Genomic DNA, 15,217 nt, shown 5'->3' with positions numbered 1-15,217 from the left:
AGACCGCAAAATATTTTGTGCCAATTAACCTTTACTACTTTCCGAAATTCTCTGCGTTCTCTGCGTGAAACCCTAATATCAGTCATATGATTTTATAAACCCAGTGTTAATAAAAACTCTAGATATCCAACTCAAAATCCCAACCAAAAACCCTATTTTTATAAACTCTAATTGCCCCAAAAAAACACATCAATTTATGTACTTAATATTTGACACCGAAACCACGGGACTACCAAAAAAATGGAATGCTCCAATTACTGATACCGATAATTGGCCTAGGTGTGTGCAAATAGCATGGCAACTGCACGATAAGTATGGAAAATTGATTGAGACTCAGGAATTCTTAATAAAGCCTAAAGGATTTAATATACCTTATGATGCTGAACAAATTCACGGCATTTCGACCGAATTGGCCAAAGCGAAGGGGGAAGATTTAAACACGGTATTAAACCTGTTTAACACAGCACTTTCTAAAACAACTTTTGTGGTAGGGCAGAATGTCGAGTTCGATTTAAATATTATGGGTAGTGAATTCTACCGACAAAGCATCGACACAAAACTTAACGATTTACCAATTTTAGATACTTGTACCGAAAAAACGGCTGCGTTGTGTCAAATTCCGGGAGGTCGTTACGGCAAATTCAAGTTGCCTACTCTAACAGAATTACATGAACATTTGTTCAATCAGCCATTTGCAGAAGCTCATAATGCAACTGCGGATGTTGAAGCTACTACCAGATGCTTTTTTGAACTTATCAGAAAACGTGTTTTCACCAAAGAAGAACTTGATGTTGATGCAAAATACTTTGAAGAATTTTCCAAAGAAAATCCAAAGGAGATAGAGCTAATAGGCCTCAAGCATATCAATTTAAAAAAGGAGAGCAAAAAGCTTAAAAAGAAGTTAGAAAAAACAGATGCTTCAGATAGTACTGTAGGCTCATCTTCTAACTTGAACGTGAATGATTTTTCGTTTTCACATTTACACAATCATTCTCAATTTTCTATTTTACAGTCAACCTCAAGTATCAATAAATTAGTAGAAGCCGCCGTACAACAGCAAATGCCAGCCATAGCCTTAACGGATACAGGAAATATGATGGGAGCTTTTTATTTTGTAAAAGAGGCACTAAACAGTAATAAAAACAATGAACATCAAATAAAGCCTATTGTGGGTTGCGAATTTTTTGTTTGTGAGGACCATACCAATAAATCGGTTAAAGATAACGGTTATCAAATGGTGTTGTTGGCCAAGAACAAAAAGGGCTATCATAATTTAGCGAAGATGTCTTCTACTGCTTATGTTGATGGATTTTATTATGTGCCGCGAATAGATAAATCCATTGTGGAAAAATATAAGGATGATATTATTGTTTTGAGTGGTGGTATTTATGGAGAAATCGCTTCTAAAATTCTCAATATGGGTGAAAATCAAGCTGAGGAAGCCCTGGTTTGGTGGAAAGATACTTTTGGGGATGATTTTTATTTAGAAATCAATAATCACAACCAAGAAAACGAACAACATATCAATAATGTGCTGATCGAATTTTCTAAAAAGCACAATGTTAAAATGGTTGCGGCGAACAACACATATTATATCAATAAATCAGATGCGGATTCACATGATATTTTACTCTGTGTTAAGGATGGTGAAAAAATGGCAACACCTAAAGGTAGAGGTAGGGGGTTTCGTTACGGTATGCCCAATGAAGAGTATTACTTTAAAAGTCAGGACGAAATGAAACAATTGTTTCAGCATATTCCCGAAGCTATTGCCAATATTCAAGAAATTGTCGATAAAGTTGAAGTGTACTCGTTGCAACGAGATGTTTTGCTACCAAAATTCGATATTCCAAAAGAATTTATCGACCCGAAAGATGCCGAAGATGGAGGTGTACGTGGTGAAAACGCATACCTAAAACATTTGACATTTGAAGGTGCCAAAAAGCGTTATGGTACTTTGGACAATGAGACTCAAGAACGCCTCGATTTTGAGTTAGAGGTCATTGAAAATACAGGTTATCCCGGTTATTTTTTAATTGTGCAAGATTTTATTGCCAAAGCAAGGGAAATGGATGTTTCGGTAGGGCCAGGACGTGGTTCTGCCGCTGGTTCTGCTGTGGCGTATTGTTTGGGAATTACGAATATTGACCCTATTAAGTACGATTTACTTTTTGAGCGTTTTTTAAATCCCGATCGTGTTTCGTTGCCCGATATTGATATTGATTTTGACGATGAGGGCAGACAAAAAGTAATTGATTATGTAATAGATAAATATGGAGCAAATCAAGTAGCACAAATTATTACCTATGGTACCATGGCGGCCAAATCATCAATCAGGGATACCGCTAGGGTATTGGATTTACCATTGCCCGATGCGGATAGAATTGCGAAGTTAATACCCAACACCAAATTGGCAACTATTTTTGGAGAAGATGAAAAAAGCATCTCTAAAATAAAAGCTTTACGAAATGATGAAATTTTACGCGTAAACGAATTACGAAATTTAGCGGAAGGTGAGGGCATAGAGGCAGAAACAATTACACAAGCTGTTGCTTTGGAAGGTTCAGTTAGGAATACGGGAACACATGCTTGCGGTGTTATTATTACACCAGAAGATATTACCAATTTGATTCCAGTGGCTACGGCAAAAGATTCCGAACTTTATGTCACCCAATTTGATAATAATGTGGTTGAGGATGCTGGACTTTTAAAAATGGACTTTTTAGGTTTAAAAACCTTGACCTTAATAAAAGATACTGTTAAAATTATTAAGGCATTACATGGAAAAACCTTAGACCCTGATGAATTTCCCTTAGACGATCAAAAAACTTACGAACTTTTTCAACGTGGAGAAACTGTAGGTATATTTCAGTACGAATCTCCGGGAATGCAAAAGCACATGAAGCATTTAAAACCGACCGAATTTGCCGATTTAATTGCAATGAATGCTTTGTATCGTCCAGGGCCAATGGAATACATTCCGTTATTTATTCAGCGAAAACATGGTGTTGAAGCTATTGAATATGATCTTCCAGAAATGGAGGAATATCTTAAGGAAACTTATGGTGTTACGGTTTACCAGGAGCAGGTGATGTTATTATCGCAAAAATTGGCAGGATTTACTAAAGGCGAAGCAGATGTTTTGCGTAAAGCGATGGGGAAAAAGATTTTTGCATTACTAGAAAAGCTAAAACCTAAATTTATTGAGGGTGGTAATAAAAATGGACACCCAGCAGAGGTCTTGGAAAAAATTTGGAAAGACTGGGAAGCCTTTGCCGCTTATGCTTTTAATAAATCGCATTCTACTTGTTATGCATATATAGCCTATCAAACGGCTTATTTAAAAGCCCATTATCCTGCCGAATACATGGCGGCGGTATTGTCAAATAATATGAACGATATCAAACAGGTATCCTTCTTTATGGATGAGTGTAAACGTGCAGGAATTGAAGTATTGAGTCCTGATGTAAATGAATCTTTCTACAAATTTGCGGTAAATAAAGAAGGAGCCATCCGTTTTGGTATGGGAGCTGTAAAAGGAGTTGGAGCAAGTGCTGTTGCAGCCATTGTTTCAGAGCGTAAAGAAAATGGTCCCTTTACTTCTATTTTTGATATGGCAAAACGTGTTGATTTACGTTCTACCAATAAAAAGGCCTTTGACGGATTAGTATTAGCAGGTGCTTTTGATTCGTTTACGGATACCCATAGGGCACAGTATTTTGAACTCGATGAACGGGGACAAACCTTTATTGAAAGGGCCATCCGTTTTGGGAATAAATATCAAGAAAATAAGAATTCTGCACAAATTTCAATGTTTGGCGAAACCTCTGAAATACAGTTTGAAGAACCAGTTATTCCCAATTGTGAACCTTGGGGGGTTATGGAAAAATTGGCTAAAGAAAAAGAAGTAATTGGAATTTATATTTCGGGTCATCCGCTTGACGATTACAAAACCGAAATGAAATATTTTTGTAACGCACCCATTAGTGCTTTTAATGATTTGCAACAATTGTTGGACAAGGATTTAACCATTGCGGGAATTGTCACAGATGTACAACATAGAATTTCTAAAAATGGTAAAGGTTGGGCTGCTTTTACGGTTGAGGATTATACCGATGCACACGAATTTAGAATGTTTGGTGAAGATTATTTAAAGTTCAAACATTTTTTAATTCCCAATTCCTTTTTGCACATAAAAATTTCCGTACGTAAAGGATGGCGAGAAGGTGATGTGAGAATGCAATTCAATCATATTCAAATGTTGCAGGATGTGCTAGAAATTTTGGCTAAAAAATTGACATTGCAATTGGATATTTTAGAACTAAATGACGAAAAAATAAATACATTAGAAGAACTATTAGAAGATCATAAAGGCAAGGATACACTAAACTTTATGGTGTTTGATAGAGAAGAAAAACTAAAATTGCAAATGCCGAGCAGAACAGCAAAAGTAAAAATTTCGCAAGAGTTATTAAATGAATTAGACGTGAGAAAACTTCGATATAAATTAAATTGATGAACAAAGTTTTTTTAGATAATTTAGTTAATAATCCAAGTTCTAAGTACGGTAAATATTTTGCCATTGGTATTCAAACTTTAATTGTCATTGCTATCATTTCGTTTTCGGCAGAGACCGAACCTGGATTACGGCCTGAGACCAAGAAATGGTTACAAATTATCGAAGTTTTTTGTGTAATTGTTTTTTCGATAGAATACGCATTGCGGATTTATGTTGCAAAAAATAAGCTAAAGTTTATGACCAGTTTTTTTGGAATAATAGACCTCTTGGCCATATTACCCTTTTACCTATCAACGGGCATTGATTTACGAGCGTTAAGGGCTTTAAGGTTTTTACGGTTGTTCAGTATTTTCAAGATGATTAGGTACAATAAGGCTATCCATCAATTTACACGTGCCGTAGTATATGCCAAAGAACAGATTTTACTTTTTCTATTTGTTACACTCATACTAATCTATTTGTCAGCAGTAGGTATTTACTATTTTGAAAATGCGGCACAACCCGAGGCGTTTTCTTCCATTTTTGATAGTTTATGGTGGGCTATTATTACTTTAACAACTGTTGGTTATGGAGATGTTTATCCGATAACCGTTGGTGGACGTGTTTTTACTTTTATTATTTTAATGATAGGTCTAGGTATTGTAGCTATACCCACAGGTATTATTTCATCTGCATTAACACAATCTGTAGAAGAAAAGGATAAGAAAGAATAATCCTTTTTAATTAATCATTGATTTTCACTTGCTCTCCAGTTTTAGCACTTTTTTTGGCAGCATCTAAAATTTCGACCACAATCATGTTATTTTCTAAAGAGGGCAAGTCGTAAGGAGGTAATATAATTCTATCTCTGATAACCGCCTCAAACATCGCAAAAGGGTCATCATAAGGTTTTGGTTTTTCGGTTAAAACCTCTTTTTGTTCTTCCTCTTTTTCACTTAAACGGTAACGCAAATCTTTTGCATTGTCGCTATAAATATATCCTGTTTTACCGTAAACTTCCATGTCTTTTCTAGACATTGGCCAATTCCATGAAGCTTGAATAATTCCTTGCATTTTAGGATATTTTAATACGATTGTAGCTTCATCGTCAACTTTCGGGTAAATATCTGGTTTATTGGTCTGGGTCATTGCCATAACAGCTTCAGGTTTTTTACCTTTTGTAAGCCAAGTGATTAGGTTTGCACCATAACAACCAAAATCGACCAAAGCTCCACCACCATTTAGAACAGGATCCGTAAGCCATTCTAAAAATTCTTTGTTGATACCAATCTCTTTTGGCCCCTGATGTCCATCACGAACTACTATTTTTCTCAATTCACCAATATCACCGTTTTCTACCATTTTATATGCTTTATGATTGGTGGCATACCATGTGGTTTCATAATTGGTCAATAGATGTATGTTGTATTTTTTGGCAAGGGCTTCCATTTTTTTGGCGTGTTCCATACTTACTGCCAAAGGTTTTTCTACCATTACATGAATGCCCAAAGGAGCACAGGTTTCAACTACTTCTAAATGTTGGTAAATAGAACCAAAAGCGGTAACGGCTTCAGGTTTTGTAGCTTTAATCATTTCGTCAATGGTTGTAAAAACAATATTCATGGAGTAACCAAAATGTTTGGAGTAACGTTCAGCTAAGTCTTTATTGGGTTCTACAATACCCACGATTTTTATATCGCCTTTATCTGGTCTGCCCAATATCCAACCGACATGACTATGAGATAAGCCCACAACACCAATTTTAAGCGGTTCAGTTTTGGTTTGGCTTAGCGAAAGTTCTGAATTCAATAAGAAAAAGGATAATATAACTAGGAATAAGGTGTTCTTAAATTGCATACTATTTGAAAAGAAGTTCTTATCAAATGTAGTGAAAAAAATAAACCTCATAATTATTAATTCTATGAGGTTTAGGTTGTTTATTCAAAAAAATCATCTGGATCAAAAGGAATATCATCATCCGGATCATGATCGTCGTAGTTTACACCGGGCGGATTGAACAATCCCCAACGGTCAATAATATAGTTTTCTTGGTCAAAGGTTTTTACCCATTCCGCAAACAATATACGAAATTCCTCAATTTCATTCCGCAATAACTCTATATAGTCATCATCTTGGTAACCGCAGATTTGCATCCCAGTACAGCTGGTCATAATTTCGCGTGCGGCCCTTCTGATGATAGATGCGTTTTCCATACGAATATCGTATAGGTCGCCACCTTCGGCACCTGCAATTTTTGCTGGAATAATCATGGAATTTTCCACAATATAGGAGGCATAAGATTTTAACATTTCCAATTCGGCCTCGTCAGCAGTTGGTGGTTCTTCATTAGAAGCAATCGTACCGATTTTTCTACCCAGCACCATTATTTCCCAAGCCTTTTTGTAGATAGGCATTTTTTCTATTTCCTCATGTGATTTGAAATCATCGTCATCGTAGTCATCGAACATAAGCAGTCTTTTTTGTTGTCTTATAGTAACGAATTGAATTTGGAAGTAGTATTTCGGGCGGGTTTATTTATTTGTTAAAGTTTGTCGTGTTAATGGCAATGATTGAAAAGAGTTTAGTAATCAATTTTGATTTTAATCACTCTCTTGAATTCAATTTCAAGACCATATAAACATCCTGAACATGTATTAATTTTAGAATTTCTTTTTTCTAGATGTTTAATAATATTCATTTCATCTTTACCTACTGATCCTAGATTAAGTAGTCCTATTGTGCCTAATGTTTGAAGTTCGGGTGAAAATGAACGAAGCCAAGCATTTAACTTTTTTCTATTTTTTTGTTTTGTATAACGTTGCATCAGTTGTGAATATTTTGGAATATCCATTCCGACAATTCCACATCCAAATCCAACCGTATATTCATCATTTAACTGTTCAATTAATTGGTCTTTCTGTATATCAGTTTCATAAAAAGCATTATGTTTCTTTAAATAGTTTGTAATAAATGAATTTGAGTCACTAAAGAATTCATATTCTTTAGGTTCATTATCTTTCCAATCTATAACAGTTGTAATTCCTAATTTAATTGAATCACCATAAGAAATGATATCTATTCTAAAATCGCCATCACTGTGGGTCATAATAAGTTTTCTGAAATGACGGTATCCAAAGTCTATATCTCTTTCCATTTCGTTTTGAATGGTTAATATACTTAATGTTGGAAATTTCTTTTTATCCAATAAGGATAAATCATCCACAACCTCAATTTTTTTGAGAACCGAATTTAATTCGATTATTTTATTTTGACTAAAACAAGAAATCGATATGATTTGAAAAAATATTATCGAAAAAACTTTTTTCATAACTTTAATTTACCATTATTACACCTACAAGGTTAAACTTAAAGAAGAAACCTTGTGGAGATTTCAAATTTATCCATCACAACGTTCCCTCCCCTTTTCGGGGAGGGCTAGGGAGGGGCTTCTCTACTTCACAAGAACCCTAACCCCTTCACTATGACTACTAAACTCAGGTGCATACATGCTTTGAATCGTAGTAATGCCATTGGAGAAATCACCTTTGTTGTTGACACGTAAATCGTATTCAAAAACATAAACCCCTTTTGGTAGATAGTCAAAAAAGAAATTGGTGGCCGCATCTTTGGTGCTTTCATAATAACCTAAATTGTCTTGCCATTTGTATTGCGACAATACGTTTACAGGTTCAAATCCAGCGGCACGCATGTCTTTCATGTGAACGAACTCCATGTTTCTATCTACTTTTAATTCAATGCGAACTCTTACTAAATCACCCAATTTTAAATCGGTGTTCTCGGTTATTGCTGTGAGCTCTTCGCCTTTGTCAGTATTCTTTTTTAGGAATAATTTTTTAGACAACTGCAATGGCGTTTTTGCTGAGGTAATTTTATCTAAATCCTCAAAATATTGCCAATACAAGGCTCCCCAAGCCACGCCTTCCGTTTTCTTGCTCAATGTTACGGTTGCCATATTATTATTTATTTCTTCACCTTTCCATGAGGTTTTAAAATAACCCGTTCCCGCTTCTACTTTCGTGTCTTCCAATTGTAATGGGTCAATTTTTTTATCATCAATTGTAATTCCTACAAATTCGGTTACTTCTAACCAATCTGTGCCTTGTAATAATAAAGCATAAACGGCTTCTGTCGTGGCTTTGGTTGTTTTCCACCGGTTGGTTTGTTTGTTTTTTAACAACCAAACTTTAAGCTCGTCAATGGTTTTGATATCGCCTTCAACTTCTGAAAATGCTTCAATTAATAAAGCTTGTGTTTCAATTGGTGCTTGGTACCAATACCAGCTTGAAGTGTTTTCTTTCCAATACATTCCCAGTTCTTTACTTGTAATAGAGTTTTCTTTTAATGAAGCAATGATTTTATCTGCTACAGTCGATTTATCGTTTCTTTTGGCAATTAAAGAGATCATTCCTTTGGTATACAAATTATTGTCTTTCCAAAATTCATAGGCTTGATTAGTAAAATAATCCACCGCAACTTGCACATTTTTACGGATAGCAATATCCTTATAAAAACTACGCATATACAAATATTGGATTTGAAAATGATGCGTGTGGTTACTCGCCCAAAACTCTTTTACTTTTCGTTCGCCTTCAGCTTTTGTTTTGGCTTTTTTACGAATGATGTTAGCTTGTTTTTTCAATTCATTAAAGTCAGATAAAATTTCATCATCTAAAAATTTAACGGCTTTTTTAATCATTTGCTCGGATTCTGGATTAGAAACCCCTAACTTGTTTAAATGCCCAAATCCTGATGCAATGTGCTGTGTAATATAACGGTTAGGATATCTTGCTCCTTTAAACCACGGGAATCCGCCATTGCTCATTTGAGCCTGTTCTAATTTACGAACAGCCGAAGCGAATTCGTTTTTCATTTTATTCAAATCGAACAACAAAGCGATTCGCTTTTTCTGCTCGGTTTCCGATTGGGCATCACGTAACCAAGGTGTTTCTTGAATAATGATTGATTTTAATTCTTGATTTTTCTCTAAATTACTCAACAATGCATCGCTATTCTTCCACTGATTAAACACCTCCTGAATTCGTGGATTAGAATTCGCAATATGACTTGCTAGTGCGTTTGAATAATACCTCGCAAAAGTTTGCTCTGAACACTCATAAGGATATTCCATCAAATACGGTAAGGCTTGCACCGCATACCAAGCGGGATTTGAAGTTATCTCTAAACTCAAATTATGATGTTTTAAACTTGTTGAAGCATTGTTTTTCAACTTGTCTAACGTAAATGTTCTCGTTTCATTAGAACGCAACCACATGGGTAAGGTTTCCGTAACCAACATTCTATTTGACAATACGGGTAACGCATTTTCTTCGCCATCGGTAAAGTCGCCCGCTTTAGCCACTATTTTATATTTAACTGCTTGTACGTCAAAAGGAATTTTTAAGGTCCAACTTACATTAGCGTTTCCTTTGGCATCTACTGTGAAGCCCACTCTGTCGCTTTGCGACATCTCTCCCTTGGGGAGAGAATTATCGGAACTCAAAATCAACTTTGGAGTAATTTCTTTATCCGTTAAAGCATCATATACTATTAATTGTGCAATACCCTCTAAACTTTTATCTGTTAAGTTGGAAATTTTTGAAGCAAAAACAATTTCATCTCCTTCACGCAAAAATCGTGGTGGATTTGGCATTACCATCAGCTCTTTCTGAGTAACTGTAGAAAGTTGCATTTGAGCCATGGCCATATCTTTAGTATGTGCTAACAGGTTCAAATTCCATCGTGTTAAACTTTCAGGAATGGTAAAATTAAAACTCACATTGCCCTCCGCATCTGTTTTTAAATGTGGGTAAAAGAAAGCAGTTTCTTGTAAGTTTTTACGAGCTATGATGCCTTTTAAAGGTGATGCCTGTTCTAATCCGTCTTGGTCTCTTTTACCGCCACTTGGACTACCTTCTTTGTTTTTTTCGGCATCTTTTACAGCACTCGGACTCATCGCAGGTTTTGCTAAACTATCTTCCATTGCCATTTCTTCGGCTTCAACTCCATCCGCAACTTTTTTTCGACTAATCTCACCTCTAACTAGTGCACCAGAAGATACAGATTTATTTTCATATTGGATGCCATAACCAACCGTTACAACTTCATCCAGGGTTTGAGCATCAACACTCAACGTGATATTTAATACATTATCTTCTTTTAGTTGTATCTCCGAAGTATTAAAGCCTAACATGGAGAAGACCAATGTTTCACCTTTTGATGCTTTGATCTTAAAATTTCCATCAAAATCTGTAACCACACCTCTTGTTGTTCCTTTGACAAATATATTCACTCCAGCTAAATTTTCGGAATCACCTTTAACCGTCCCAAAAATGTAGCCTTTCTCTTTTTTATCATCATAACGTGAACTAAATGAGTAAGGGCTGTGTTTTCTCTTAATTCTATAGATGTAGTCATTATTAAACCAAGTGTTGGTTAAATTAAACCCGAACCAGTTCAGTTGATCATATCCTTGAGAGGAATACCCATAATAATTATAATTTTTTTGATCGATATTAAAATTAATATTTCCAAAACTATAATTGGCTGTACTCTGATTGTAATTATAATAATACCTTTGGTTTAATGGGCTGAAGTACCAGTTGTGCGGTCTAAATTGGTCTAAAGAAGCGTCATACATAGAAGCCAACACTTCGGCAGCTACTTTGTCTTTTTTGTCTCCTTTTATCTTAAAACTCCATGTTTCGTTTTGTCCTGGTTGTAATTTATCCCTGAAAGTTGAGGTTTCGATAGAAAGCTCATTTTTAGGGTAGGGCACATTTATATTGATGTTTCCATTACTGAACGCGTTATGGTTTACCAATTGGTACTGTATTGAAAATCCACCAAGGTCTTCAGGTTTTACAGGTATTGAAATAGTTTTAATTTCATTGGATAATTTTATAACTTTAGTATCAACGATGTTGTATTTTTTTACAGTAGTAAGTGTAATGGATACATTTTCAGATGCTGAGCCTATTTGTAATTTTACAAATTCATTGGGTTCGTATTCATTTTTATCTGTTTTTACAAATAGCAATTGATTATCGGCTACCGTTTTTTCATTTTTGCCAAATACGTCGAAACGGAACTCATCTCTTACGGTTTGCTTGAATTTATCTTCGCTTTCAGCGACAACGATGTATTTACCTGAAATCCAGTTGTTGATATTTTTCAACTTAATTTCTTTCTCTTTTTCTGTGTTGAATTTGGTTTCAAAAACGAGTTTTCCTTGTTCCCATGTATTGGGATCGTTTTCTTTTTTATACGCTTCATGGGGAAACAGTTTTCTGAACTCTTCTTCCGAAAAAGATTGATAATCAGGAGCTTCCCAAGGTCTTGTTCTTAATACGTGTTTAGGGGCAATTAATTTGTAAATTTTTAAGCTCCCTTTCGTAGGTACAAATTCACCGTTTAGGTTGTTAGATTCTAAATTAATGACATGGTTTTTATCAGATTTTTCCAAAGGAGCAGACATAGAAATAGCCAAGGTCAACGCATGATAACCCACATTAACCGTAGTTGAAGTACTACGTGTTTCTCCATTAATATCTGTAACATCAGCCGTGACGCTATAATTAAAAGTGGGCTGATTATTAGGGTCAATGCTTATATCTGGAATGGCTTTAAACTTAATCTTATAATTGCCACTGGCGTCAGTTGTAGTTTCTCCATGTGTAATTTCTTGAGATTCTGAATTATAGCCATAGTCATCATAATACCACCAGCACCATCTTGGGAATTGAGCAGTTCTAAAGACCCTGTATGTGACTTTGGCATCCGTAATGTTACTTCCCGCAAAAGCGTTTGCCATTCCATTAAGTGTAACGGTATCGTTAACCCTGAACGTTTCGGTAACGGTTTCAAATTCGGTTTCAAATTTAGGGCGTTTATATTCTTCAACAGAAAAACCAAGACTACCACCTAGACTGTGCCCTAAATGCCAATGTCCGGAGGCAGAAACATAAAAATTCCCAGTTAACCCAGTTGTGGGTAAAACAAACTCACCACTAAAAGAAGCAAATTCGTTGGTTTTTAAACTCAACATTTTGACTTCTTGGTTGTTAACGTCGTAAAGACGAACGGCGACATTATTATTAGCAATAGCGGTAGATTTATTATTTTCGGAATAAACCGCAATTCCTTTAAAATGAACTGTTTGCCCAGGTCTATATATGCTTCTGTCAGAAAATAGAAAAATACGTGCTGATTTATTTTCACCTACGGTCGGTTTACGATCTTCATACATATAATACTCCCCAAAAACAGCTTCATCATTTTTGTAATTTACAGTAATGATTACGTTATTTCTATAGACATCGTTCTTAAAATGGACTTGGCCTTTATTATCGCTAATAAAAGTTTTATTAATAGGTTTATTATATCTACCCGTGTTATAATTTTTGATATTTACTTTGGCATCTTGCAAGGGTTTACCCGTATTTCTATCTACCACTTGATAGATATTTTTACCCTCTAATTTGTTTTCAATTAAAGCAATGTCTGTAACCTGCAAAAAAGTATGTCCATAAGTAAATTTTTCGGAAATAGTTTCATTGGTAGAAGTAAAAATCATGTAATTTCCACCTTCCAATTCGGGTAGAAGTACCTCAGTGGTATGTTGGAGATAATCATTTTCATTTTTCAATTCGGCATTCCATGTTTTAATCGTTTTTAGTTTTTTGATAAAAGCAATTTTCTCATCATCTTGATAAAGTTCTTGGAATTTTTTTTCTTGACTCCTAGAAATTTTTAATGCCGTAAAATATAGATGATTTGTGTTTTTATAGTTCACAAAAAGACGGGCAGGTTTGTTTATGGGGATAAATTTTTCCGTCGTAATTTGCAAACTTGGATTCAAAATTTGACTCTGCAAAGCTTTACATTTTTCAGCTCCAGTTGATTTAGGAAAACGGGCTATTGCCTTTTCACAAACCTCTAAAGCTTCTTTGCGTTTCCACTGATTGGTATTTTTTATTGAGTCATAAGCATTTGCTTGACCATCAAGATATGCGGCTATTTTATAATCAATTTCCGTAACAATTTCGTACTCGTTATATTGTTCTTTAAGTGCCTTTAGCGTTTTTAAATAAATCTCATCTTTATTGTTAAAAACGGCGTTGGCATAGACAAAATCCAATCGTTCTAAAGTTAAGGTAACCAAGGCGGTAGGGTCTTTGTCTTTCAGGTGGGCTAAAGTCAGATTTTTATACAATCTCAAGGCATGTAATTGTTGTGACAAACTATCTTTTGCGTAGAGTTGGTTTTTTGTGAACTCAGTATTTATTGCTAACAATTCAGGATTGTCAATTTCAAACTTATAAGCAGGTCTTTTCAGGTTTCGCTCGTCTGTTCTGTAAAAATCAATAGCCCTGTTGGCCAAAAAATCATATAAAGTGGGCCTATATATTTTAGAGTTTCCTTGAAGATGCAGAATAGCATTAAACGCAGATAAATCTGTTTCTTGTAAGCCAATTGAATTCTCTAAAGATTCTTGAAAATGAAGGTGTGTTTCTTCGAAAATGGTTTGCAAATCCCAGGTTCTAAAATCTACAGAATCAACTTTTTCAGCGGTATTGGTTCTATTATAAAATTTCCATCTGTTTTGTTGAAAATACTGCCAATAAATATCGGCAATTATGCTTTCCAACATGTTTTTTGCAGGAAATGGTAGACTTGATTTTTCTTCTTTTAACCTATTGATAATTTCCAATTGAGCATCTTCTTCAAGAGTCAATGCAAATTTGGATTTGTAGAGCAAAGTTTTTATCAATTGTGGATTATTCTTATCCTTTTTCGCTTTTTGATATATTTTTTCAACGATTTCCAACGCCGATTTGGGCAAACCCTCAATTTCAAAGGATTCCACTTTGTACCAATCTTCCGAATAATTGTCGGGAGTTTGAGCTTTTAGGGTTGTTGAAAATAGAATTATCATCGTCAATATTGTGATTGATTTTTTCATAACTTTTTAATTTGTAGAACAAATAACTATAACATAACCTAAAATTACAATTAATATTGAGTAAACTAAACATTTCGGTAAGTTAAGTAGGTTTTTGGTTGAGCGGTTACATTTCAAATTCTATATTTGTGGTTTAAACTATACAATGATTTCTGCACAAGAATTATACCAGCAAACAAAGCATAAAACTAGAGTTATAATTTTAGCTTCAAAAGCAAACAATAACATCACGGCGATGTTACTTCATATATTGAAATACCATGATAAAAGTGTGGATTATGTATTGCCAAATGGCAAAAGCCATATTGCCGAGAATAATGAGTTTATCCTAATTGAAGTAGCAAAAAACGCCAACGAATTAAAAGGGAATATTGCTCTGATTAGTGATGTGAATCCTGAAATTCAAACCGTTAAATTTGTCAATTCAATTACAAACGGTGGTATGTTAGTTTATAATGAAGATGTTCCAGCGATTAAATTAATAGTAGAAGCGAGTACAAATCCGATTAAGAAATATCCGTACCTATCTCCAAATTTCACTTTAGAAGATGATATTTATTTTTTAGACACCAACGAAGGTAAATTACCTTTGGAAATCACAAATGAAAATGATATTAAAAATATGTTAGGCATAAAATGGATTTGCCAACATATGGGTGTAGATGAAGATGATTTTTATGAGGCGGTGGGGACTTTAAGGTTTAATCACAAATAAAAATGCAATTTCTTATCAACCT

General features: G+C 34.8%; 7 protein-coding genes. 3 read left to right on the top strand and 4 right to left on the bottom strand.

Annotated features, from left to right (window positions below; genetic code table 11):
- The first annotated feature begins 196 nt into the window (after window positions 1–196).
- Together dnaE and UMM65_RS04375 are read left to right on the top strand one after the other, a co-directional pair.
- Window positions 197–4,516, top strand: coding sequence for a DNA polymerase III subunit alpha (gene dnaE / locus UMM65_RS04380; RefSeq protein ID WP_321975263.1), 4,320 nt, complete (start codon window positions 197–199; stop codon window positions 4,514–4,516).
- Window positions 4,516–5,232, top strand: a complete 717-nt coding sequence (locus tag UMM65_RS04375; protein WP_321975262.1) for an ion transporter — start codon at window positions 4,516–4,518, stop codon at window positions 5,230–5,232. Before dnaE ends, UMM65_RS04375 begins: the two co-directional genes overlap by 1 nt.
- A 10-nt stretch (window positions 5,233–5,242) precedes the next feature.
- Here UMM65_RS04375 and UMM65_RS04370 read toward each other — a convergent pair whose 3' ends face one another.
- From UMM65_RS04370 to UMM65_RS04355, 4 genes are all read right to left on the bottom strand, one after another.
- A complete protein-coding gene (locus UMM65_RS04370) occupies window positions 5,243–6,307 on the bottom strand; it encodes a Gfo/Idh/MocA family protein (RefSeq protein ID WP_321975261.1) in 1,065 nt (354 codons plus the stop codon).
- A gap of 128 nt (window positions 6,308–6,435) precedes the next feature.
- The gene (locus UMM65_RS04365) at window positions 6,436–6,966 is read right to left on the bottom strand and encodes a hypothetical protein (protein WP_321975260.1); all 531 of its coding nucleotides are present in this window, start codon (window positions 6,964–6,966) and stop codon (window positions 6,436–6,438) included.
- Window positions 6,967–7,079: 113 nt separating this feature from the next.
- The gene (locus UMM65_RS04360; RefSeq protein ID WP_321975259.1) at window positions 7,080–7,826 is read right to left on the bottom strand and encodes a hypothetical protein; all 747 of its coding nucleotides are present in this window, start codon (window positions 7,824–7,826) and stop codon (window positions 7,080–7,082) included.
- 123 nt (window positions 7,827–7,949) lie between these two features.
- Entirely contained in the window at window positions 7,950–14,480 is a 6,531-nt protein-coding gene (locus UMM65_RS04355; RefSeq protein ID WP_321975258.1) for an alpha-2-macroglobulin family protein, read from the bottom strand.
- 145 nt (window positions 14,481–14,625) lie between these two features.
- Here UMM65_RS04355 and UMM65_RS04350 point away from each other — a divergent pair, with 145 nt between their 5' ends.
- Window positions 14,626–15,195 carry a Mur ligase domain-containing protein gene (locus tag UMM65_RS04350; RefSeq protein ID WP_321975257.1) on the top strand — a complete coding sequence of 190 codons (570 nt, stop codon included), beginning with the start codon at window positions 14,626–14,628 and terminating at the stop codon, window positions 15,193–15,195.
- Window positions 15,196–15,217: the final 22 nt, after the last annotated feature.

The organism is Aureibaculum koreense, assembly GCF_034296135.1.
Classification (GTDB): Bacteria; Bacteroidota; Bacteroidia; order Flavobacteriales; family Flavobacteriaceae; genus Aureibaculum.
The sequence above is the reverse complement of the archived record's forward strand: the minus strand, read 5'-3'. Positions and strand labels throughout refer to the sequence as shown.